Origin of the sequence: Nocardia sp. NPDC051929, assembly GCF_044548645.1 — a bacterium.
GTDB lineage: Bacteria > Actinomycetota > Actinomycetes > Mycobacteriales > Mycobacteriaceae > Nocardia > Nocardia sichangensis.
This window is the reverse complement of the sequence record NZ_JBIUCG010000002.1, coordinates 304,524-327,034: the sequence shown is the minus strand read 5'-3', so window position 1 is coordinate 327,034 and position 22,511 is coordinate 304,524. Positions and strand designations below refer to the sequence as shown.

Sequence of the window (22,511 nt, the reverse complement as noted above, 5' to 3'; positions counted from 1 at the left end):
CCGACACCACATTGCCCCCTCGGCTGTTGGGTCTCTTCTCCGCCGCCATCATCCTCGCACCCGACCGCACTCGCTCGACCCAGCCTTACCTGGAGCCGAATTCCTTACTGCAAGGTAAGGCGCGGGGTGGCTCCCGTCAACCGATACGGTCGCTCGCGAGCACCACGTCGGTGGCCATGATCGGCAGACCGGCGGGCGCGCCCTCGGCGACCAGGCGCTCGAGCGCGGCGAGGTCGAGGTGACCTTCGATCAGGTCGGCCAGCAGATCGAGTTGCGCGGCGCGCACCCCCGCGACCGAAACATCTTCGGCCACAGCGAATCCCGACCGGCCTGCCGCGGCGGCGACCGCGCGGAGCCACCCGCGGCGGAACTCGTCGGACTCGAGCAGCCCGTGCAGGTGTGTGCCCCACACCGCGCCGCGGACGCTGCCCTCCGGCTCGCGGTCGATCGTGAGCCACGCCGGGTCGCCGCGATGCGTGACGCGGCCGTGATGGATCTCGTAACCGCGCACGGCGACGCCCGCCGCGTGCCCCGCGCTGCGGCGCAACACCTTCGACTCGGCGAAATCGACGGTGAGGTCGAGCAGCCCGAGCCCGTCCACCGCGCCGGCGCCGGACTCGACGCGGTCGAGAACGCGGGTGCCGAGCATCTGGTATCCGCCGCACACGCCCAGGATCGGCCCGCCCGCGGCGGCGCGCGCCACCAGCGCGTCGGCGATGCCGGTACGCCGCAACCACCGCAGATCCGACACCGTCGCCTTACTGCCGGGCAGCACCACCAGATCGACGTTCGCCAGCCGGGACGGCTCGGTCACCCAGCGCACCGCGACGCCCGGTTCGCAGGCAAGCGCCTCGACGTCGGTGGAGTTGGAGATGCGCGGCAGCCGGATCGCGGCGACGGTCAGCCATTCCTCGCCCACCGGCGGCCGGGGGCGGCCCACCGGCGCGTCGGCGAGGGTGCCCAGCGAGTCCTCCGCGTCGATCCAGAGGTCTTCGGCGTACGGCAGCACACCGAGGGTCGGGCGACCGGTGAGTTCGGTGAGACGCTCCAGTCCCGGCTGTAGCAGCTCAACCGCGCCGCGGAACTTGTTCACGATGAAACCCGAGATCAGTTGCTGGTCCTCGGGTTCCAGGATGGCGACGGTGCCGAACAGGTGGGCGAGCACGCCGCCGCGATCGATGTCCCCGACCAGCAGCACCGGCAGGCCCGCCGCGCGCGCGAGGCCCATGTTCGCCAGATCCGTCGCGCGCAAGTTGATCTCGGCGGGCGATCCGGCGCCTTCGCAGACGACCACGTCGAATTCGGCGCGCAGCGCGGCGAGTTCCGCGGCGACCACATCGCGCAATTCCCGCCGATGCCGGAAGTAGTCCTCGGCGCCGACGGTGCCGATCGCCTTGCCCCGCACCACCAGCTGGGAACGGCGGTCGCTGCCGGGCTTGAGCAGGACAGGATTGAACCGCACGCTGGGCTCCAGCCCGCATGCCTGAGCCTGCAACGCCTGCGCCCGCCCGATCTCCCCGCCGTCGAGCGTGACCACGGAATTGTTGGACATGTTCTGCGCCTTGAACGGCGCGACCCGCACGCCGCGCCGCGCCAGCATCCGGCAGATCCCGGCCACGACGACGCTCTTCCCCGCGTCCGAGGTCGTGCCCGCGACCAGCAGCGCGCCCTTCATCGCGGGCCGGTCTTCCGGCGCACGGCCGGGCCTCCGGTCACGGGAGGGTCAGGATCTCGGTCCCGGAATCGGTGACCACCAAGGTGTGCTCGAACTGCGCGGTCCACTTGCGGTCCTTGGTCACCACGGTCCAGCCGTCGTCCCAGATCTCGTAGTCGATGCCGCCGAGGTTGATCATCGGCTCGATCGTGAACGTCATGCCGGGTTCGATGATGGTCTCCACCGCGGGCTGGTCGTAGTGCAGCACCACGAGCCCGCTGTGAAAGGTCGGGCCGACGCCGTGGCCGGTGAAGTCGCGCACCACGCCGTAGCCGAAACGGTTGGCATAGGACTCGATGACGCGGCCGATCACGTTCAGCGCCCGACCGGGACGCACCGCTTTGATGGCCCGCATGGTGGCCTCCTCGGTCCGCTCGACGAGCAGGCGCACCTCCTCGTCGACGTCACCGGCGAGGAAGGTCTTGTTGGTGTCGCCGTGCACGCCGTCGATGTAGGCGGTGACGTCGATGTTGACGATGTCGCCGTCCTCGATCACGGTCGAGTCCGGAATGCCGTGGCAGATGACCTCGTTCAGCGAGGTGCAGCACGACTTCGGGAAACCCTTGTAACCGAGGGTCGACGGGTAGGCGCCGTGGTCGCACATGTACTCGTGCGCGATGCGGTCCAGCTCGTCGGTGGTGACACCGGGGGCGACCGCCTTACCCGCCTCCTCCAGCGCCTGCGCGGCGATCTTGCCCGCGATGCGCATCTTCTCGATCGTCTCGGCGGTCTGCACCCAGGGCTCGCGTCCCTCGTTGGCGGTCTTCTTCCACGCGTATTCCGGGCGCTCGATGGCGCGCGGGACTTCACGGGTGGGCGACAACGTACCGGGAACGAGAGGCTTGCGGGTGCGGACAGACATAGCGAACAGCGTAATCGGCCGACACCAGCGGTGCCGAGGGCCTCCGGGGACAGGGCCGGACCACGGGCACCGTGCTGATCGGCACACCCTCGGAACGAGCTATCCCGGCACGTCGGCACAGGCGACACCCGAGCGAGTAATTCCGCCGACCACGTCCTCCGTCCACATAAGATCATCTGTCGACCGAAAGCCCTCTTCCGGTGGGAGTGAAAATGGCCACTGAACCAGCTCCTCCACCGCACCGAGACAGAAATGAAGCGGCTTCGTCGCCCGAGATACCCCCCGACCAGTCCGAGGAAAACTCCACGACCGCGAAGGCCGCGCAAGAGGACGTGCTCCCGCGCGAGGCGGACGCGACCACCAGAAGTGGACGCTACGCGCTCATAGCGGCCCTGTGCGCTGCGCTGATCTCCAGTGTCGTGTCGGCGTCGGCGGCCGTGTACGTCACGGTCAACAAGGCAGACAGAGACCAGCAACTAGCGTTGATACAGGTGACTCGCGAGAATCGCCAAAAGTCATACTACGAATTTCTTGCGAGCACTTTCAATTTCGTGGAGCAGACGGGAAAGATGGCCGGTCTCCTTCGCGTGGACAACCTCGACGGCTTCCGCTCGGCGACAGTCGAGTTCAGCCAGCGCATGAACAAGTTCCTGTCCACTCTCTATATGGCCTCCATGACATCCAGCGAAGACATGATCCACCTGTTGGCCAAATTTCCCGAAGAGACCAAAGAATTGCTGGACAAGCACTACATGCCCTTCGTGCAGAAATATACGGTCAGGACCGAGGCCCCTTCCGACAGCGATGAACGGAAGCTCGACGGCGCCGCCCTCGATACGGTGCTCATGAATTTCATCAACAGGCTCGATTCTTTGGTGAGCGACTTCATCGAGCAGGGCCGCAGGGACCTCGGCTAGCCTGCCGGTCCGTGATCGTACGGAATGGGCATGCACTGCCTCCGAGTCGAGCATGTAGGGTCGCCCAACCCGGTAGCCGCGCCGGGCAGCGGAGTCCACCCCCTTGTTCGGCTCGGCAGCCTGGCAACGAGATCACGCCGCCGACACTGCACTCCCGGTCGCCCTACCATGGGCGCGTGTCCGCACTACCTCTCATCTTCACCGCAGGCTGGGCCAGCGGAGTGAACGCATACGCGGTGGTCCTGCTGCTCGGAATCTTGGGCCGGTTCGGATTCACCGATTCGGTACCGGATGGATTGCAGCGCACCGATGTCCTGATCGCGGCGGCAGCGCTGTTCCTGATCGAGGCCGTGGCGGACAAGATCCCGTATCTCGACTCGTTCTGGGACGCTCTGCACACCGTGGTGCGGCCGATCGCGGGCGCCGTGGTCGCGGCTCTGCTGGCCGGACAGGACGGTTCGCTGCCGCAGCTCGCCGCCGGCGCGGTGGGCGGTACCGCCGCGCTGGTGAGCCACCTGGTGAAGGCCGGAACGCGCATGGCCGTCAACACCTCGCCCGAGCCCGCCAGCAACATCGTGGTCAGCACCGCCGAGGACGTGACCGTCGCGGGTGTGGTCACCCTGGCCGTGTTCCACCCTCTGGCGGCGGCGGTGATCGCGGCGGTGCTGCTCGTCATCGGTCTGGCGCTGGTGTACTTCTGCGCGAGCCGGATCCGTCGCTATCTGCGCCGGCGGCGCGCCCGCCGGGCAGCGCGCGCGGGCAACCGAGTCGGAGTCGCTGAATAATTGCCACGCAGGCGAATCCGTCACGGGCGTGCCGCGCCAGTCGACCACGCGGCACGCCGGGCGGGGCGCCCCGTTGCGCCCGCCGTCACTGTGCCGGCGACATGAGCGCCCGGCTGGAGCCGCCGGTCGTGGGACTCGGCGCCGGGACGTCGCCATTCGGACGAGTGACGCTGCGGGGCAGTGTCACTACCGCGGACGAGACCACCGTCGCGACGAACTCATTGTTCGGGCAAACGGCGGCGGCCACCGGCCACGTCGGTTACCAGGTCAGTGTACCCGTCGACGAGCTCGGCCAGTTGGTACCAATGTTTATGGGTATTGTCGCTGCGCCCGCCCTCGATGTGGATGACCTGATTGGCATCCACCCAGCTACGCGCCATCCGGTCCACCACGGCGCCGAGGCTTTCGGTGTGCAACGACGCGCCGTTGCGATGCTGCGGGATCTCCTGCGCGACCCAGTCGTTGATGTCGTCGACCAGTTCGAGTCGCCGGCAGTCGATTTCGGCGATGAGTGCGGCGTCCACCACCTGCGCGCGGCGCTGGTGCAGCTCGGCGAGTGCGTGTGCGGACCGCAGCAGTTCCCGGTCTTGGAAACGCCGTCCCTGGAAAGCGCACAGCAATTGCGGCGCGGTCGGTAAGGCGCCGACCGTCGGCGCGCTCACCGCCGCACTCCGAGTTGACCCGACCCCAACGCTCTTTGTACCAACATAATTGGCTCTCGATTCGGTTATCCCGGCCATCGGATGGGTTGTCACAACTAGGCTAGCTGGATCATGCACGTACAGATGCAAGAACGCAAGATTGCGTCTGCATTTCTGCGGTCAAGGGCTCCATACGGCGCGCGGAGGCCCAGAGCAGACCGGTCGCAACCTTTTTCGGCTCACCGATCGAGCGCTTCCGGCGCCGGTCGGCGCTGACGAGCACCACCACTCGTTCCCCATTTCCGGCCGCCCGCTCGGCCGGTCGCCGGCCCGTGCACACGAATTCGCCCACTGCTGTGCACGTTCGGTAGCCGACAGTGCGCTGTCGATCTTCCTTACGACGTGGGAAGCCCCTCGCGGTCGCCTTGCCACGCGCGCCGATACCGAAGCGTCGCACCGATCCTCAGCCGCTGGCCCGACTACGCGGCCACGTTCACAGCTGGGTCACGGCGGCGAGCAACGTCAGCGCGGGCAAGGCGCCCTGCACCACCGCGCCCCTGGCGAACCGGCGGTCGTGCGCCACCAGCACCACCGCCGCGGCCAGCATCGATCCGCAGCCGGCGAGCACCAGCGCCCATCCCGCCGCGGGCACCGTCCGCAGGATGGCCACGCCGACCAGTGTCGTCACCGCGAGGAACAAGTTGTAGAAACCCTGATTGAACGCCCACGGCCGCGCCGCGGGCAGTTCGGCTCCGGAAACCCGGAATACCCCCTGGTACACCTTGGGGTCGCCGAACCGCACGGACTCCATGACGAAGATGCCGACATGGAGTAGGGCGGCCGCGACGGCGAACACCTGTACGACCCAGAGCATTCGACCTCCTCACGATGCGCGCCGGGGAATCCTATGGCCCCCAGCCGCGGAACGCCGCGCAACACACCGCCGACACGCCGCCGCGCTAGTCGGTCAACCGGCCAGTCCGAAAACGCGTCGGGCATTGCCGCCCAGGTACAGCTCGCGAGTCTCGTCGTCCAGGCCGAGCGCGGCGAGGCCGTCGAGCGCGTGCTGCGGGAAGATCATCGGATAATTCGTACCGAACAACACCTTGCGGCGGCCGCTACCGGACTTCAGGTACGACACCAGTTCCGCGGGAAGGCGTTTCGTCGTGTACGCCGAGGTATCGATGACGACGTTCTCGTGCTTGCGCGCGACCGCGATCATCTCCTCGGTCCACGGATAGCCGATATGCCCGCAGACGATCGTCAGCTCCGGGAAGTCGAGCGCGACCTGATCGATGTACGGGATGGGGCGCCCGGTTTCCGACGGCCGCAACGGTCCCGTGTGCCCGACCTGCGTGCAGAACGGGATTCCCGCATCGACGCACGCGGCGAACAACGGATAGAAGCGCCGATCGGTCGGGGGCACTTCCCACAGCCACGGGAGCACCCGCAGCCCCTTGAAGCCCTGGTCCACGCGGCGGCGCAGCTCCCGTACCGCGTCCATCGGCCTGCGCAGATCCACCGACGCGATGGGGAGCAGGCGCTCCGGCGCCTCGGCCGCCCAGGCCGCGACCTCGTCGTTGGAGATGAGGACGCCTTCCGGCGCGTGCCACGCCGAGATGAGCGCTCGGTCGACGCCTGCGGCATCCATCGCGTCGAGAGTGAACGACAACGGGATCTCGTCGGTCGGTATAACGGCCCCGGTCCACCGCCGCAGCGAGGCGAACATGTCGTGGGCGAGGAATCGCCGAGTCGGATGCTGCGCCCAGACGTCGATGGTCATGCGCGGATTCTGACATACGTCATAGCGCCCCGGACACCCCCGCTACGACGTATGTCGTGGAAAGGTACTTTCGCGACAAACGGTGCGAGACAGCGACTTCCATCGCGACGTACAGATATTGCCGAGTCACGTCAGCCACACCGCGCCCGCCCCCGAAACCGACGATAATACCCTTCCCACCTCATGGTCTATATCAGCCGTAATAACCAGGGAAAGGGTTCGCTGGGCATAAACTGGGTATCTACCGCAGGACCACAGACAGCCGACAAGAGCAGGGCCATGGCAGGTTCGGACCCGTTCGCCACACAGCACGATCGACCTCCAGGTATCGAGCGGGAACTGGAGGGCGCGGGTCTCGACGACCCCGAAGTGATCGGCAAAGGCGGGTTCGGCGTCGTCTACCGCTGCAGGCAGCGGGCGTTGAACCGCAGCGTCGCGGTCAAGGTCCTCACCGCCCGGCCGGATCTGGAGCCGGAGAACGTCGAGCGATTCCTGCGCGAGCAGCAGGCCATGGGCGCCCTGTCCGGGCATCCGAACATCGTGCCGATCCTCCAAGTGGGCACCACCCGCAGCGGACGCCCCTACTTGGTGATGCCGTATCACTCGCACGGTTCGCTGGAGAACCGTATCCGCCGGGAAGGCTTTCTGCCGTTGCCCGAGGCGATCGGGATCACCGTCAAGCTGGCGGGCGCTCTGGAGACCGCGCACCGGGCCGGGATCTTGCACCGCGACATCAAACCGGGGAACGTCCTGCTCACCGACTACGGCGAGCCGCAACTGACCGATTTCGGGATCGCCCGCGTCGAAGGTGGTTTCGAGACCACCACGGGAGTGGTGACCGGCTCGCCCGCGTTCACCGCCCCGGAGGTGCTGCGCTCCGGCGTTCCGTCCGTCGCCTCGGACGTCTACGGGCTCGGCGCGACGCTGTTCGCCATGATCACCGGCCACGCGGCCTACGAGCGACGTTCCGGTGAGCAGATCGTCGCGCAGTTCCTGCGCATCTCCGCCGATCCGCTGCCGGACCTGCGGCTCGACGGCATCCCCGACGAGGTCGCGGCCGCCATCGAGGCCAGCATGGCGCACAATCCCGCGGATCGTCCGCCCTCGGCCGCCGCCTTCGGCGAGATGTTGCGCGAGATCCAGCGCGGTAACGACATGCCGGTCGAGCACATGACCCTGCCCACCGGCGAGCAGCCCGCGCCCGAAGACCTCAGCACGCGGCCGCTCACCGCCACAGCGCGTTTTCCCACTCCCCACCCCAAGACGCCGCCGACACCCGAGACCAAGTTCCGCCCGGCGATGCCCACCCGGCCGCTGGTCCAGCGCGAGCGCCTCATCGACGCGTTGCAGACCGAGCCGCGGCCCCGCCTCGCCGTCATCCACGCCCCGGCCGGGTTCGGCAAGAGCACGCTCGCGGCCCAGTGGGCCAAGCGTCTCGCCGACACCGAGAAAGTGGCCGTGGCCTGGTTGAACGTCGACCGCGACGACAACAACGTGGTGTGGTTGCTGACCCACCTGATCGAGGCGTTCAACCGCGTGAGCCCCGCGCTGGCGCCCGGCCTTGCCCCGGTCCTCGAAGAGGGCGACACCAGCGCAGCGCGCTACGTGCTCACCACGCTGATCAACGCCATCGACGAACGCGACGAGCGGTTCGCCCTGGTGATCGACGACTGGGACCGGATCACCGACCCCGCCGCTGTCGATGCCCTGCTCTACCTGATCGACCAGGGGCCGCGGCACCTGCAGATCATCCTGACCAGCCGATCGCTGGAGGGCCTGCCGCTCGGCACCCTGCGCGTTCGTCACCAACTCGTCGAAATCGACGCCGCCGCACTGCGTTTCGACGCCGGGGAGGCGCGGGCCTTCCTCACCGAGCAGACCGGTCTCACCCTGGCCGACACCGAGAGCGCCGAGCTGCGCGACTACACCGAGGGCTGGGCGGCGGCCTTGCAGCTGGCCTCGCTGTCGCTGCGTGAGCATCCCGATCCGGCCTCGCTGATCGCCCACCTGTCCGGGCGTCATCACGCCATCGCGGAGTACCTGGCCGAGAACGTGCTCGACACCGTCGAGCCCGAACTGCGCGAGGTCCTGCTCGCCACCTCGCTTCCCGAACGGATCTCCGGCGGCCTCGCCACGGCGCTGACCGGGGACCCGCACGGGCAGGCCCTCCTCGAGAATCTCGAACGCCGTAACCTGTTCCTGCGCCGCGTCGACGAAGGCGGCGAATGGTTCCGCTACCACCATCTGTTCGCGGAGTTCTTGCGCCAGCGCCTCGAGCGCGACCATCCCGAGCGCGTGCGCGAACTGCATTGCAAGGCAGCCTCGTGGTTCGGCGACAACAGGATGCTCAGCGAGGCCATCGACCACGCGCTGGCCGCCGACGACGGCGACATGGCCGCAGACCTCCTCGAGGCGAAATCCCGCGCTCTGGTGCAGGACGGGCAGCTCGCCACGTTCCTGGGACTGCTCGACAAGCTCCCGCCCGGCATCGCCGCCAGCCGCCCCATGCTTCAGGTCGGTGTCGCCTGGACGCACGTGCTGCTGCGGCGGCCCACCGAACTGCATGCCGCGTTACGGCTGGTACGGGCGTCGCTGGAGAACGAGCCCGCCGCAGATCCCGATGTCGCGCTCGAAGCCGACCTCATCGAGAGCGTGGAGCGCGCCTTCGGCGACCACCCGGAAGGACTGGACGCCGTGGTCGGCAAATGCCTGGCCCGGGCCGACACGTTGGGGCCGTGGGCGCTGTGCGCGGCCGCCAACCTCGCCGCGTTCTCCGCGATCACCAAGTTCGACTACGAGCGGGCACGGGAGTGGAACGACTGGGCCACCCCCTTCTATCGCAAGAACCGCAGCACATTCACCTTGATGTACAGCCACTGCCTGGTCGGCATCGCGGCCAGGGAACAACTCGACATCGCCACGGCGGAACACAGCTTCCGCACGGCGGTCGAGATATCCACCACCTCGTCGGGCCCGCGGTCTTATGCCGCTCGCTTGGCCGGCGCCCTGCTCGGCGAGCTGCTCTACGAACGCGACCAGCTCGCCGCGGCCGAGCGCCTGCTGGACGAAGCGGGCAGGCTCGGCACCGAGGGCGGCCCGGTCGACCTGCTGATGGCCAACTACGCCACCGGCGCGCGGATCAAAGCCCTGCGCGGTGACCTGGCCGCCGCCGCGCGACGGCTGGACGAAGGCGCCGAGTTGGCGCGGGCCATGAAGCTGCCGCGCCTGGCCACCCGCGTGGCCAACGAGCAGGTCCGGCTGGGCCTGACGGCCACCTACGTCACCGAACCGCCGGCCGGAGAGGGCGGTATCGCCACGATGGCCGCGGAAATGCGTGAGGACTCCGCTATCCGCATGCTGCTGCGTTCGGGGGCCGCCAAAAGGGTGACCGCCGCGTCCACGCGCGCCCGTCAGCTGCGGGATTCGATCGACCCCGATCGACGTCCCCGCGCCGCGGCACAGGCATCGCTGCTGCTCGCCTCCTGCCTCGCGGCGGCGGGAAAGACCGAAGCGGCCAAGGACGAGCTGGCCCCGGTAGTGGTCCGGTACGCCGATGCCGGTCTCATCCGGCCGCTGCTCGACGAGGGCCCCTGGATCATGTCGTTGCTGCACAGCCTGGACTACGACCTGCGCGAAGGCCTCTGGGACGAGGAACGACCGATGATCCCGCCCGCGTTTCTGCGCAGGTTGCTGGCCCGCTGAGCGCCATCGGCCGCCTGAGTCGCCACCCGCCGCGCTACCTCTGCTCGAACGCGGACGCCGGACATCGCTCGGCCGCGACAGTTCGCGCCGACGGGCGGTGGATCGCTTCCGCCCCTCACAACACCGGTTGCGGACCGAGCGAAGTGTCGGTGTCCAGAATGTGCAACACCCACCGGCCCTTGCCGTCGGCCTTCGCTCGGTAGAGGCCGGTGTCGGCCGCGTCGAGCAGCGATTCGGCGTCCGCGCCCGCGACCGCGGTGACGACCGCGCCGATGCTGATCGACATGCGTAGTCGCCGGTCACCGGCCGTGATCGGGTCGACAAGCGCCTCGAGCAGGCTGTTCGCCACGGTGGCCACCCGGTGATCGCTGGCGGGCGGCGGGATCAGCGCGACGAACTCGTCCCCGCCGATGCGGGCGACCAGACACCCGGATCCGCGCACACTATCCTGCAGACGTCCGGCGACCGCGGTCAATATCTGGTCACCTGTGCCGTGGCCGTAGCGGTCGTTGATGTGCTTGAAGCGGTCGATGTCGACGAAACACAATCCCGCCCGATCCCCGTTGCGCGCCTCGTCGATCATCGCGTCGATCCGTTCGATGAGATGCCGCCGGTTCGGCAGTCCGGTGAGCGGATCGTGCCGGGCCTGCCGGTGCAGTTCCTCGCGCATCCGGTGCTGTTCGGTGACGTCCTCGCCGACCGCGAGCAGGTAATCGCTCTGCCCCTCCGCGCCCTTGACGAAGGTGATGGCGAACGACGCCCACCCGTAGCTGTCGTCGGCGCGCCGGATGCGCTGTTCCAGTTTCACCGTGCCCGCACCGGCCGGGACCAGTTTCTCGTACACCAGCGTGCGGATGCCCTCGCGGTCGTTGGGGTGCGCGAAGTCGTAGACCGACACCCCGCGCAAGCTTTCCACCGGGACTCCGATCATCTCGGCCAGACCCCGGTTGACATCCAGCAACGTACCGTCGGTGTCACCGATGGCGATCGCGATCGCTGCGTTGTCGAACACCACACGGAACCGCTCGTCATCGGATCGGTGCGCGTCCTCGTTCGCGCGCCGCTGGGCTTCGTATCCCTGACCGACCTCCGCGAGCAGCGCCGCGAGCCGTCGGCCGGCCTCCGGAGCCGTCGCCTGTTCGGCCAGCCCGTACAGGACCTGGGCCGACGTACTGGGCACGGCCGGGTCGTCGAGTCCCGCGGAGGCCAGCGACGCGCCGACACGCCTGCCGACGCTCGCGTCGAAGGGTTCGGCTTCCAAGCCGGAAGCCAGCTCCTCGACCATCCCGAGTAGCGCGAGCTCGGGGTCCGGTACAGACGCGGACCCACCGGCGACGGCCTGCAGAGCGCGCCACCACATGTTCGCCATCCTGGCGAGTTCGATCTGTTCCACCGCAACCCCCTCACCATTCAGGCCGGAGATAGCCCCCGACGCATCGTATCCACACATGTTCGAGACCGTCGAGTACTGCCGCCTGGAAGCATTCCCAGGAATGGTGAGAGTGGAGCTATAACTGCAACCCGTTCTCCCGGAAGATCGACGCCCCCTTGTACCGCAGAGTCTTCACCTGCCAGACCCAGGTCGCCTGGACGCAGGCGACCAGATCGGCGAGGTGGGTCGCGACGGTGGACGCCAAGGCGGCGTCCACCGCTGCCAGTCGGTCGCACCGTTCGGTGGCGACCGCACACAGTTCCCGGAACTCGGCCAGGCGCGCGCGCACGATCTCCGTGGCGCCCCGCACGGCGTCCTCCAGCGAGTATCCGGGGTGGTTCAGCAACACCGCGGGAATCAAGTTGAAATCCGCCAGATCGACAATGCACTCCTTCTCGAAGGAGAACACGTCGTTCATCAACGCGCCGATCTCGACGGTCAGCACCCGCAGCCGGAGGAGGTCCCCGGCCAGCCCCGTCCGCCGGATCAGCTCCCAGGGCAGATAGTCGTCCCGGCCGAACTCGCACAGCGCGATCGCCGGGTACATACCCGAGACCTGAGCCCGCAGATCGATGTACTCCGCGACGCTGAGCAACCCGCCGCGCGCCCGGGCGTTCTGGTCCTGGATCGCGGGCCGCAGGTGCGCGACGGTGGCTTCGATGAACCGATCGAGCCAGTCCGCGTCCGCGCGGGCGGACAGCATCGTGAGGAACGCCGAGGTCGAGGTCTCCAACGGGGTGGCGTCCGCCGGTGCCGACCCCGTGCACAGGAGCGCGCACAGCCGATCGATCGCCACCCGCGCCTGTCGCTGTTCGTCGTCGCCGAGGTGCCCGAACTTCTCCCGGCCGACAGTGTCGTTGAGCCAGAACAGGATCGCGTTGTACAGGCCGATGATCGTCATCCGCTCGGCGCTGACGGCGCCGGGGTGCAGATAGGGCGTCATGCTGTTGTAGTGCGGGCCCGCGGGCTCGAGCCAGATGCCGTGCTCGCGGCAGAAACGTTCCACCTCCGCACAGGCTTGCTCCCCGAACCGATTGGGCCGGAAGTCGCGGCAGTAGTCGATGATGTCCCAGTCGGGTGTGCCGAACATCGCGCGCAACGACCACTGCCGCCCGGTCCGCAGCAACATCTCGTGTTGCCCGCGCATGTCGACGATCTCCCGCTCGAGTGCCGATGTGTACTCACTGACCACAACGACTCCCTCCCACTATGGTTACTTCTAATGAATTGTCTCCGACTTATCGGTAGTGGGACCGGTCGAAGGGCGAAGATCACGCAACACTCGCGCCCTGAATGGCATTGGTGCATCGCGTATTCGACGGCGACACCGCGGCAAACGAGAGCTCGGTCCGCAGCGCGGCGCCACGGCTCGAGAGTCGACATGGCGCATGGACGCAAGCGGCCGGTACGGGACGCGCAGGGTGCTCCGGTGCCGATGTCGCCGGACGCGACCTCCCCGTAGGGCCGCCTATCGGGTATCGGTCACCGGTACGGCGCTCACTTCGACGCCAGGACGTCGTGCATGGTCAGCAGCAGATGGTCGAAGCGCGCCCGTTGCGCCGCGGGACCGCCACCCATCGCGGGAACCTCGCCGACCAGTTGTTGCGCCAGGGTCCGCAACTTGATGTTGGTTTCCTGGGAGCGCCATTGCAGCACCCGGAAGGCCTGTTCGGCGTTGATGCCGTAGACCACCATGAGCACACCCTTGGCCTGCTCGATCACCGCCCGTGATTGCACCAGTTCGGGCAGCGTGTCGTCGAGGATCTCCTGCCGGTTCTCCTCGAGTGTGCCGGACACGTCGATGAGATAGCCCGCGGTGCCGACCACCGACTCCTGGTCGTCGAGCATGCGATCGGCGACGACGATGACGTGATGGGTGCGCCCGGCGGTGTCGATGACGCGGTGACGTCCGCAGAACGGCTCACCGGTTCGCACGGCGGAGGCGATGGACTCGGCGACGAGAGCGCGGTCGTCGGGATGCTTGTGCGCCAGCAACAGCTCCGTACTGGGTCGCGCACTCCCCTCGGTGTAGCCGTATATCGCGGCCGCCGCGTCCGACCATTCCCATCGCTGATCCTCGAACCAGAAGCGGAAGCTGCCCACGCTCTGCGGCGTGCCCGCGATGACGCTCTCGATCGCGGAGGCGCTTCTCAGCGCGAGGTCGTCCATCCTCGTCACGCGGTCATTATCCATCGGCGCCCGAGGGCCACGGCCGGGAACACGAGATGAAACCAAATTGTGGCAAACTTTCGGCATCATCACGAAAAGGCCCTCTAGCTCGACACTATGGACTTAGTTCATATGTATGAATGCATTGGCAATTAATCCGCAATGGGCGTGATGCCGGGCGGTCAGCGCTATTGCCCACGCCCCGAGCCGGAATCCACACCGGCCGCGTTGCGTCGCCCAGGCGCGGCAGCCGGGCCTCTCCCGGCCCGCACGGACGCGCGGCGTCGTCCGGCGATCACGTTCGAGCGTGGCGTTCCCACCGCCCGGAAAGCGGCTCCGCACAGTTCGGCGAGTCTCCACATACCCCCGCAACCGAGCGGTCGGTCCGGTTCGCCCCGCGATATCGCCCAGCGGCCGTAAACGCACACGAAAACACCGACCATAAGGTGCATCACGGGAGGTAGTCTCTGTTGCTGTGCCCACACCAGGCACAGATCCGCTGCACGCAGGCCGCATTCGAGGTCGAACGTCAGAACACGTTCCAGCAAGTGCGCACACCGAAGGGGTTGGACTGATGGCAGGCAAGCGCACCGTACTGACCGTCCGGTTGCGGCGGCTGGCGGCGATGCTGCACGAGATGCGCGAGAACGCTCAGCTCAGCAAAGAAGAGGTCAGCGCGAAGACCGGGATCAACGTCACCACGCTGTACCGGATCGAGACCGCGCAGGCGCGGCCGCAGCGGCGCACCCTCATGGCGATGCTCGACCTCTACCGCATCGGCGACGAGCAGCGCGAGGACGCGCTGGAGCTGCTGTCCGACGCGCTGAAGCCCGGCATGTCACGCGCCTACGAGGGCAGCGTGTCGGAGGTCTACGCCGCCTACATCAATTTCGAGTCCGAGGCGTTGTCCGCGCGGCACTACCAAACCTCTTTCATTCCAGGCCTTTTGCAGACCTACGAGTACGCCACCGCCGTGATCGACACCTCCATGCCGAAGCTGGAGGCGTCGGTCATGGAGAGTAGGGCGAAGGCGAGGATGGATCGCGCCGTCAACCTGACCAAGGACGACCCGCTCGAACTCTGGGTCGTCCTGGACGAGGCCGCCATCCGCCGCACCGTCGGCGGGCCCGCGGTGATGCGGGGGCAGCTCGAGCGACTGCTGCAAGAGATCAAGCGCAAGAACGTAATCCTGCAGATCCTGCCGTTCGACGCGGGCGCGCACCCCGGCATGGCGGGTTCGTTCACCTTGTTGGACTTCCCCGACCCCGCCGATCCCGAGCTGGTCTATGTGGAGGGCATCGCGGGTGACGAGCTGATCGAGGGCCACTCCGAGATCCGTCGCTTCGGCGTGATCTTCGACCAGCTGCGCGCCATGGCGCTGAGCCCGCGCGACTCCGCGGCCATGATCGTGGAGGCCGCGGGGCAGATGGATCGGGAGGGCTAGCAGCCCGCCCCTGGCAGGTGAAATCCAGGCGAAATACGGCCCGGTGCACGACTATTCCGTATCGGAATGGGTACCCTCGCCCTACTGCCGAGGGGAGGACGCATGTCCGAAGTCACAGCCGATCCGACGTCCGACTCCGGGCCCGAACTCAAACGGGTAATGGGGCCGGGATTGCTCTTGTTGTTCGTCGTCGGCGACATCCTCGGCACCGGCATCTACGCGCTCACCGGCAAGGTGGCCAACGAAGTCGGCGGGGCGGTCTGGGTGCCCTTCCTGGTGGCGTTCCTGGTCGCGCTCATCACCGGTCTCAGCTATCTGGAGCTGGTCACCAAGTACCCGCACGCCGCGGGTGCGGCCCTCTACACGCACAAAGCGTTCGGCATCCACTTCCTCACGTTCATGGTCGCTTTCGCGGTGATGAGTTCCGGCATCACTTCCGCGTCCACGGCCTCGCGGGCTTTCGCGGCCAACTTCGCCGAGGCCTTCGATCCGGATCTCGGCAGCGGCACCGCGGTGACGGTGATCGCGCTGCTGTTCATGGCCGTGGTGGCGGCGATCAACCTGCGCGGGGTGAGCGAGGGTGTCAAGCTCAACGTGGTGCTCACCTGTGTGGAGCTGACCGGGCTGCTGATCGTCATCGGGATCGGCTGCTGGGCATTGGGCGTGGGCGACGGCGACTTCTCCCGCATCGTCGAATTCGACACCGGGGAGCGCAACGCGGTCGGCGGCGTCATCGTGGCCACCACGCTCGCGTTCTACGCGATGGTCGGTTTCGAGGACTCGGTGAACATGGCCGAGGAGTGCAAGGAGCCCACCCGCATCTTCCCGAAGGTGCTGCTCGCGGGACTGATCATCACCGGGCTCATCTACGTGCTGGTATCGATCAGCGCGGTCGCACTCGTGCCCGCAGACCAACTCGGCGAAGGCGACACGCCGCTACTCAAAGTGGTCCAGGTCGGCGCGCCGAGCTTCCCGACCCACATCTTCGCCTACATCACCATGTTCGCCGTCGCCAATTCGGCGCTGATCAACATGCTGATGGCCAGCCGACTGATCTACGGCATGGCCCGTCAAGGCGTGTTGCCCCGGCCGTTCGGCCGCGTGCACCAGCGGCGCCGGACGCCCGTCACCGCCATCGTCTTCACCACGCTGCTCGCGCTGGGGTTGATCCTGTTCGTCGGCGAGGTACCCGAACTCGGTGGCACCACGGCCCTGCTTCTGCTGGCGGTGTTCACGGTGGTCAACGTCGCGGTGCTGGTGTTGCGCCGAGACCCTGTGTCGCACAAGCACTTCAAGACGCCGACGCCGCTGCCGGTCGTCGGCGCGCTCAGCTGCGGCTTTCTCGTCACACCCTTCACCGACCGCAATCCGGCGCAATACGCCATCGCCGGCGTGCTGCTGGCCATCGGGGTCGCACTGTGGGGCCTGAACTACCTGGCCATTCGGGCCATGCGGGCACAACCCTTGGACAGCGGGTCATCCGCTTAGTGACCGATCGCGTTGTCCCGCCGCGGATCACCTTTTGTCGGTATGCCCGGATTCCGCAGATGACTAGTCGCCGACCGATGGGTAAGGTGGGCGCCGATGACCAGCATGGAAGCCCGTTTCGGCGATGCCACCCGGACCGTGCCCCTCCCGAACCCGTGGAATCTGACCGCTTACCTGGCCGCGGTGGCCGCCCATCGCGGCCGCTCGATCAGCCTGCATCCGGTGCCCAAGGCGATGTTGGCGGACATGGGTTGCGGCGGAGGCGGCTTGTGGGTGGCACGCAAGCACGACGACATCATCGTCTACGACGCCGCGGCGACCGGCCGCAACGCCGATCACGTCATCTTGCACGAGATCGGTCACATGCTCTTGGGTCACCACAACGACCAAGAACGCGGCGATCCGTTGCCGCCCTCGTTGGCCGTCGTCCTGCCCTCGATTTCGCCGCAATCGATCGACCACGTCCTCGGCCGTGCCGAGTTCGGCGTCGATCGCGAGCGGGAGGCGGAGGTCTTCGCCGACATGACCATGGTGTACGCGACTCTGCCACGTCGGCGCCGCCGCTCGTTCCGGCTGTTCGGGCGAAGTCGGTAGCTACCAGCGGTCGTAGCGCCCGTCGGGTAGTCGTCTGGCTCCGGCACGCAGGTCGTCGATGAGATCCTGGTAACCGTCGGCCAATTCGTCGATTCGGACCCATGCGTCGTAGAAGACCGATTCCGGCGCGTGCGCCAGCGCCACGAACGCCTGAGCGGCCAGCATGGCCAGCCGGTCGACGATGTGGCCCACGGTCTCGGCGTGTTCGGGCGCGGCCGGCGGCGGGATCGGCGTCGCCAGGGTGACCCAGCGGTCGATGCCGCGCACGAGCTGCACTCGACGCCGGTCGAGTTTGTCGCACCGGCTCGCGGGAGTGCGTTCGCGTGTCTGGTGCAGCTGAGCCAGTTCTCCGGCCGCTTCCAGCATCGGATGATCCATGTGCGGCAAGCCCCGGAAGGCAGCCAGCAGGAGTTCTTTGCCCGGAATCACCCGGGCCTCGGACACCTGTTCCATTCTCCGGACCCCCATTCCGACCAGCGTGGACGCGTCTCGGTCGCGCCCGCGATGCCTTGCCTCGCCGGTGTCCCGGCACTGCCCGAACATCCACATATGCCCAGCGTGACCGAGAGTGGCCCGGGTCGCGTCGAATTCGATCACTTCCGCGCACGCGACACGCCCATTGACCGATTTATCCGGTCACACACCACCCTCCAAAGCTTTGGCAAACATCCAGTGACCTTGCGTTTTTCGACGATAGCGCCATATCTCCTGGGATTATGGCCAGCCGAGACGACACGCCAGCCACGCTCCGGCGAGCCGGGCAAACACTGACTGATGCTCACGCAACCGCGGCGAACGCGGCGGTCCCGGCTTCCGGCAAGCCGCCGCCCAATACCCGGCGAGCGCGCAGACGAAAGCGTCGACCGCCACGGGGTCCACGTCGCGAGTCACTGAATGGGTGGCGATGATCGGATCCGGATCCACACCGGCGGCCGCGATGGACGGCGCGAGCGCGACGAGGTCGATCCACGCGGCGCCCCGGCAGGCCCACGCCCAATCGACCGCCAGCACCGCACCATCGGGCCGCCGCAGCATGTTGTCCGGCCGAAGATCCGTGTGCAGCAAAGTGTTTCCTTCCGCGGCCGTGGGCCACGCGGCTTCCAGTTCGGCCAATTTCGTCAGGTGACGAAGCGACCAACTGTCCAAGTCCGCCGGAGGCCCTTCCGTCACGAACGTTCGCCAGCCGGTCAGCTCCGGTCCGTAGGCTTCCGCAACCGTCGGCACATCAGCCAGCGGGCTCGGAGTCAGCTCCGCCGCCAATCGCGCCACCAGCTCGAGAGTGTCTCGCAACTCCCCCGGCTCGCCGAGTCGGGGAAACGCTCCCTCGACATCGTCGAAAACCGCGACGAACCACCCCGCGATCTCCGTCGCGAACCGGCATCGCGGTGCGGGCACCGTCGCCGGGAGCCGAGCCGCGATCCGCGCTTCCTGCCGATACATCACCGCGAGACCGTCTTCCGCCTCGATCGCCTTCACGAAGGCAGCACCACCGCCGACGGTGCGCAAGCGCGCTGCCACACCGTGGCTGAAACCCTCCGCGCTGATTCTCGGCAGTGTGGACGGCGTCTCCGAGTACGCGCTCTACTTCCGCCCGTACCGGCTCCGGCGCCTCGGCCCATCCGATCCGCAGAGCGGTGCCCTGGTAATCCACCATCACTCGATCGTCCGAGCCGCACCGGGAACTCACCACCGAATCACGCGCCCGCATGCGCTCGGATCGGCACTGCACCGCCGCACTTCTTCATGAGGCAAGGCCGAACGCAAGGGCGACCTCGTCACACACGGGCAAGCCCTTCGACTCTGGGCAATTCAGCTTTCGCGCCGCAGGGCGTCTCCGCATTCGAGGCGCTGGCGTCTGATGGTGCGAATTCGAAGCGCGCGTTCCGGATGGTTCTCCCGGGCACTACCGGAGCGCTTCTATTCCCCGCGGCGCGATCGACACGCGGCGTGGCAGGTTGCCGCCCACGGCCGGAGTGCGTCATGCCTGCGGGTCGGCATCGCCTCAGGATGTGATCTCTTGCGCGTCGAGATAGTCCAGACCGCCGATGTAGATGGTGTGGCCGGGGTCAGCGGTGGCGGCGGTGGCATCGGCGACCGCGGTGGCGAACTCCGTGACCGTGGGCAAGTCGCCATGCTCGCGGCGCGCGGCGACGGCGTCGGGATTTCGGCGTTCCAGCAGTTGGACGATGATCGTGCCGTCGATCATGTCGCCGGAGACCACGTGCAGGGCGATGCCCCTGGCATCGAGTTCCGGGATCATGGCGCGCAGCGCGTCCTCGCCCGCGCGCTTGCTGGCGGCGATGGGTTCATAGTCGGCGGGGACGGGCTTGCGGCCGTGGAAGTGCGCCTGATGGCTGGTCACGAAAACGATCCGCGCACCGGAAGGCATGTGCGGCAGTGCAAGCCGCACAAGCCGTTCCTGCGCGTCACGATTGAGGGCCATGGCGTAGTCGGGCCGGGCATCGCGCTCCAGCCCACCCGACGCGTTCAGCACCAGCACATCGAGACGGCCGAACTCCTCGGCGACCCCGGCGACCAGCGCCCGGGCCGAATCCGCGTCGGCGATGTCGGCGCCCGCCGTCGAGGCACTGCCGCCCGCCTGCCGAATCGACCCCGCCAGCGCGTCGGCCCGCTTCGCCTTCTCCCGGTAATTGATCACCACATGGTCGCCGCGCGTACCGAGCACCCGGGCGGTCTCCGCGCCGATGCCGCGGGAGGCACCCGTGATCAGAACGATTCGCCGACCGGTCCTCTCGTCCACCGTCACCCTTTCGGTCCGCCCGGCACCCGGGCCAGTGCTTCTGATTCAGAACCACTATGCTGGTTCTAAATGAGAAGCGCAAACGAACCCAAGCCGCCGCGTGGGCGGGACGACCCGGCGAACGCGCCGTTACTGGCCACGATGGACTTACTCGGCCAACGCTGGATCCTGCGCATCCTGTGGGAATTGGAACCCGACCGCCTCGGCTTCCTCGAACTGCGCCGACGGATGGGCAACTGCTCCTCGAGCATGCTTTCGGTGCGCCTGCAACACCTGCAATCCGCGGGCCTCATCGCGAAGAACCCCGACAAGTCATATGAACTGACCACCGCGGGCGCCGAACTCGGCACGGCACTCGGATCGGTCTGGGACTGGTCGCGCCGCTGGCGCGTGACCCCCATCGAGGCCGGGGCCGACTGACTCGCGCCAGGCTCGACGGTTCGCGGTTCTGCGAGTGGCGACCTCGTATGCGTGAGACGCGAATCACAGCATGGTCAGGATGAAGGAACCGTTCACCGGCGCGTTTTCCCCCACCCTTGGCCCCTCTGTTAGAGCACGTCCGAGTGACAGGCGACGGCCGTGTGCTCTACCTCGACCAGTCGCGAAACTTTCGCGACACCGCCCGAAGGCGGAGACCGGCCGCCGATGCTGGATCTCATCGCAATCCTGCCGCAAGTGCTGAAGCTCGTCGATGCTTTCACGTGGCCGGCGCACATACGCGGCCGGATGTCGAGCGCCTCGGTCTGCCCGTCCAGTTGCCATGTCCTGCGGTTGTGCACCACCTGATTCGCGGCGGGCAACACCGACAGCCCCGCGAAGTCGCGGACACTGCGCCCTGGCGGGCTGCGGCAACTTCGGCTTTCCCGCAGCTCGGCAGCGTGCGCATCGCGTTCCAGCAGCGGAACACATGGACTGCGATTGGTTGCTCCACCCGCGAAGTTGACCTTCGAGTTGGTTGAGGCTCCATGATGGCCGGGTGGTGAGTACGGAGTCGACAGGGTTGATCACGATCGGCGTGCTCGCGCGAGCCAGCGGGCTCACGGCGAGCGCGCTGCGGTTCTACGACGACTGCGGCCTGCTCGTTCCGGCCAGAGTCGATCCGCTGACCGGATACCGCTACTACACCGAGGCGCAGCGGGAGCGGGCGGTGCTCATCCGGCAGCTGCGCTCGATCGATCTGCCGCTGGACACCATCGCGGAGATCCTCGCCGGTGACACCGACCGGGCACGATACCTGCTCGATCGTCACGTCGCGGAACTGGCGCGGCGAGCGGACGAGGCCGCGCGCGTCGCCGCCGTGGTCGAACAGTCGCTCGGCACGCAGGTGGCGATCGATGCGGCGACGCTGGCCGAGGCGCTCGACCAGGTCCGCACCGCGGTGGCCCGTACCCGCGAGATACCCGTGCTGGCCGGTGTTCTGCTGGAAGCGGGCGCCAACGCGGTAACCCTGACCGCGACCGATCGCTACCGGCTGTGCACCCGCACCGTGGTGGCGAACCGGCAGCACGGCGGCGAGTGGTCCGTGGTGCTCGATTCGAACGGGCTCGAGTCGATCACCGACCGATTGCGCGGCATGGACGAGGTCGTCGCCGCACCGTCCGGCGGCGGGCTGCTTCTGACGGGAGGCGGCGCGGAACACCGACCTGCCGTCATCGACGCTCCCTTCCCCGACCACCGCGCCGTACTGGCGGGATTGGGACCGGTGCGCACCAGAGTGGTCGTCGCGCGGCATTTGATGCTGCGGGTTCTCGAGAAATCGGATGAAGCACTGCAATTCGCGATTGATCCGACCGAAATCTCGGTATCGGTGCCGGGGGACGTGCAGAGCCTGCCCACGAAGGTGACCGGCTCCGCCGTCACACTGTCGTTCGACCCCGCGACACTGCTGCCCGCCGTCCACACCGCGCTCGGCCCCGACCTCATGCTCGACATCATCGCCGCCGATCAGCCGGTGGTGCTGCGCTCCGCCACCGACGGAGACCTCACCACCCTGGCCATGCCGGTCCGGTCTCTCCACCACAACGCCTCCGCATAAGTCGTCCGCGCCGACGGCCATCGCCCGCGCAAACCACTGCGCGGCACGGACCACCGCGTCCCTCCCGCTCTGTTGGCACCGCGATCCGATCACCCATCTCGGTATCGCAGGTGCCCGCCCACCGCCACTACTTCCGATCGATCACCCATCTCGGAATCGCAAGTTCCCGCCCACCGCCACTACT

At 67.6% G+C, this 22,511-nt stretch carries 19 protein-coding genes; 8 read left to right on the top strand and 11 right to left on the bottom strand.

Annotated elements, in window-relative coordinates; translation table 11 throughout:
* Nucleotides 1–136 precede the first annotated feature (136 nt).
* On the bottom strand, nt 137–1,675 hold the full coding sequence (locus ACIHAX_RS03670; RefSeq protein WP_397275628.1) for a cobyric acid synthase: 1,539 nt from the start codon (nt 1,673–1,675) through the stop codon (nt 137–139).
* Between the two features lie 37 nt (nt 1,676–1,712).
* A complete protein-coding gene (map, locus tag ACIHAX_RS03665; RefSeq protein WP_355070033.1) occupies nt 1,713–2,576 on the bottom strand; it encodes a type I methionyl aminopeptidase in 864 nt (287 codons plus the stop codon).
* A 212-nt stretch (nt 2,577–2,788) separates the two neighbouring features.
* Between map and ACIHAX_RS03660 the strand changes: the two genes are divergently transcribed.
* Nucleotides 2,789–3,493: a hypothetical protein gene (locus ACIHAX_RS03660; RefSeq protein ID WP_397275625.1), complete on the top strand. Its 705-nt coding sequence runs from the start codon at nt 2,789–2,791 to the stop codon at nt 3,491–3,493.
* A 176-nt stretch (nt 3,494–3,669) separates the two neighbouring features.
* The gene (locus ACIHAX_RS03655) at nt 3,670–4,278 is read left to right on the top strand and encodes a DUF4126 domain-containing protein (RefSeq protein WP_397275623.1); all 609 of its coding nucleotides are present in this window, start codon (nt 3,670–3,672) and stop codon (nt 4,276–4,278) included.
* A 218-nt stretch (nt 4,279–4,496) separates the two neighbouring features.
* On the opposite strand, the gene ACIHAX_RS03650 is transcribed toward ACIHAX_RS03655, so the two are convergent.
* The 3 genes from ACIHAX_RS03650 to ACIHAX_RS03640 form a co-directional block, all read right to left on the bottom strand.
* The gene (locus tag ACIHAX_RS03650) at nt 4,497–4,856 is read right to left on the bottom strand and encodes a DUF4254 domain-containing protein (protein ID WP_397275738.1); all 360 of its coding nucleotides are present in this window, start codon (nt 4,854–4,856) and stop codon (nt 4,497–4,499) included.
* Between the two features lie 556 nt (nt 4,857–5,412).
* On the bottom strand, nt 5,413–5,793 hold the full coding sequence (locus ACIHAX_RS03645) for a DUF1304 domain-containing protein (protein ID WP_356961375.1): 381 nt from the start codon (nt 5,791–5,793) through the stop codon (nt 5,413–5,415).
* Nucleotides 5,794–5,886: 93 nt separating this feature from the next.
* Nucleotides 5,887–6,702 carry an amidohydrolase family protein gene (locus ACIHAX_RS03640; protein WP_356961373.1) on the bottom strand — a complete coding sequence of 272 codons (816 nt, stop codon included), beginning with the start codon at nt 6,700–6,702 and terminating at the stop codon, nt 5,887–5,889.
* A gap of 279 nt (nt 6,703–6,981) precedes the next feature.
* Here ACIHAX_RS03640 and ACIHAX_RS03635 point away from each other — a divergent pair, with 279 nt between their 5' ends.
* Nucleotides 6,982–10,404, top strand: a complete 3,423-nt coding sequence (locus ACIHAX_RS03635) for a protein kinase (RefSeq protein WP_397275621.1) — start codon at nt 6,982–6,984, stop codon at nt 10,402–10,404.
* A gap of 115 nt (nt 10,405–10,519) precedes the next feature.
* Here ACIHAX_RS03635 and ACIHAX_RS03630 read toward each other — a convergent pair whose 3' ends face one another.
* The 3 genes from ACIHAX_RS03630 to ACIHAX_RS03620 form a co-directional block, all read right to left on the bottom strand.
* Nucleotides 10,520–11,797, bottom strand: a complete 1,278-nt coding sequence (locus tag ACIHAX_RS03630; protein ID WP_356961371.1) for a diguanylate cyclase domain-containing protein — start codon at nt 11,795–11,797, stop codon at nt 10,520–10,522.
* Between the two features lie 115 nt (nt 11,798–11,912).
* Nucleotides 11,913–13,028, bottom strand: coding sequence for a terpene synthase family protein (locus ACIHAX_RS03625; protein WP_364427061.1), 1,116 nt, complete (start codon nt 13,026–13,028; stop codon nt 11,913–11,915).
* A gap of 305 nt (nt 13,029–13,333) precedes the next feature.
* Nucleotides 13,334–14,005 (bottom strand): PAS and ANTAR domain-containing protein, encoded by a 672-nt coding sequence (locus ACIHAX_RS03620; protein WP_397275736.1) that lies wholly within the window; start codon nt 14,003–14,005, stop codon nt 13,334–13,336.
* Nucleotides 14,006–14,579: 574 nt separating this feature from the next.
* Here ACIHAX_RS03620 and ACIHAX_RS03615 point away from each other — a divergent pair.
* The 3 genes from ACIHAX_RS03615 to ACIHAX_RS03605 all read left to right on the top strand — a co-directional run bounded on the left by ACIHAX_RS03615 (nt 14,580) and on the right by ACIHAX_RS03605 (nt 17,531).
* On the top strand, nt 14,580–15,449 hold the full coding sequence (locus tag ACIHAX_RS03615; RefSeq protein WP_355070013.1) for a helix-turn-helix transcriptional regulator: 870 nt from the start codon (nt 14,580–14,582) through the stop codon (nt 15,447–15,449).
* Between the two features lie 102 nt (nt 15,450–15,551).
* Nucleotides 15,552–16,937, top strand: coding sequence for an APC family permease (locus ACIHAX_RS03610; RefSeq protein WP_397275618.1), 1,386 nt, complete (start codon nt 15,552–15,554; stop codon nt 16,935–16,937).
* Nucleotides 16,938–17,033: 96 nt separating this feature from the next.
* Nucleotides 17,034–17,531 (top strand): hypothetical protein, encoded by a 498-nt coding sequence (locus ACIHAX_RS03605; protein WP_397275616.1) that lies wholly within the window; start codon nt 17,034–17,036, stop codon nt 17,529–17,531.
* Here ACIHAX_RS03605 and ACIHAX_RS03600 read toward each other — a convergent pair whose 3' ends face one another.
* From ACIHAX_RS03600 to ACIHAX_RS03590, 3 genes are all read right to left on the bottom strand, one after another.
* Nucleotides 17,532–17,975: a DUF4254 domain-containing protein gene (locus tag ACIHAX_RS03600; protein WP_356961367.1), complete on the bottom strand. Its 444-nt coding sequence runs from the start codon at nt 17,973–17,975 to the stop codon at nt 17,532–17,534. It lies immediately after the preceding gene.
* Between the two features lie 270 nt (nt 17,976–18,245).
* Entirely contained in the window at nt 18,246–19,049 is an 804-nt protein-coding gene (locus ACIHAX_RS03595) for a phosphotransferase (RefSeq protein WP_397275613.1), read from the bottom strand.
* Between the two features lie 484 nt (nt 19,050–19,533).
* Nucleotides 19,534–20,298, bottom strand: coding sequence for an SDR family oxidoreductase (locus ACIHAX_RS03590; protein ID WP_397275611.1), 765 nt, complete (start codon nt 20,296–20,298; stop codon nt 19,534–19,536).
* Between the two features lie 63 nt (nt 20,299–20,361).
* Here ACIHAX_RS03590 and ACIHAX_RS03585 point away from each other — a divergent pair, with 63 nt between their 5' ends.
* Complete coding sequence (locus tag ACIHAX_RS03585) at nt 20,362–20,712, top strand: helix-turn-helix domain-containing protein (RefSeq protein ID WP_355070001.1); 351 nt, start codon at nt 20,362–20,364, stop codon at nt 20,710–20,712.
* Between the two features lie 556 nt (nt 20,713–21,268).
* A complete protein-coding gene (locus ACIHAX_RS03580) occupies nt 21,269–22,327 on the top strand; it encodes a MerR family transcriptional regulator (RefSeq protein ID WP_397275609.1) in 1,059 nt (352 codons plus the stop codon).
* Nucleotides 22,328–22,511 lie beyond the last annotated feature (184 nt).

Bases quoted from the DNA above. Each gene is read 5' to 3' on its own strand.
- ACIHAX_RS03605 (WP_397275616.1), top strand. From the start codon at position 17,034: ATGACCAGCATGGAAGCCCGTTTCGGCGATGCCACCCGGACCGTGCCC.
- map (WP_355070033.1), bottom strand. From the start codon at position 2,576: ATGTCTGTCCGCACCCGCAAGCCTCTCGTTCCCGGTACGTTGTCGCCC.
- ACIHAX_RS03645 (WP_356961375.1), bottom strand. From the start codon at position 5,793: ATGCTCTGGGTCGTACAGGTGTTCGCCGTCGCGGCCGCCCTACTCCAT.
- ACIHAX_RS03620 (WP_397275736.1), bottom strand. From the start codon at position 14,005: ATGGACGACCTCGCGCTGAGAAGCGCCTCCGCGATCGAGAGCGTCATC.
- ACIHAX_RS03670 (WP_397275628.1), bottom strand. From the start codon at position 1,675: ATGAAGGGCGCGCTGCTGGTCGCGGGCACGACCTCGGACGCGGGGAAG.
- ACIHAX_RS03615 (WP_355070013.1), top strand. From the start codon at position 14,580: ATGGCAGGCAAGCGCACCGTACTGACCGTCCGGTTGCGGCGGCTGGCG.
- ACIHAX_RS03640 (WP_356961373.1), bottom strand. From the start codon at position 6,702: ATGACCATCGACGTCTGGGCGCAGCATCCGACTCGGCGATTCCTCGCC.
- ACIHAX_RS03635 (WP_397275621.1), top strand. From the start codon at position 6,982: ATGGCAGGTTCGGACCCGTTCGCCACACAGCACGATCGACCTCCAGGT.
- ACIHAX_RS03660 (WP_397275625.1), top strand. From the start codon at position 2,789: ATGGCCACTGAACCAGCTCCTCCACCGCACCGAGACAGAAATGAAGCG.
- ACIHAX_RS03585 (WP_355070001.1), top strand. From the start codon at position 20,362: ATGAGAAGCGCAAACGAACCCAAGCCGCCGCGTGGGCGGGACGACCCG.
- ACIHAX_RS03610 (WP_397275618.1), top strand. From the start codon at position 15,552: ATGTCCGAAGTCACAGCCGATCCGACGTCCGACTCCGGGCCCGAACTC.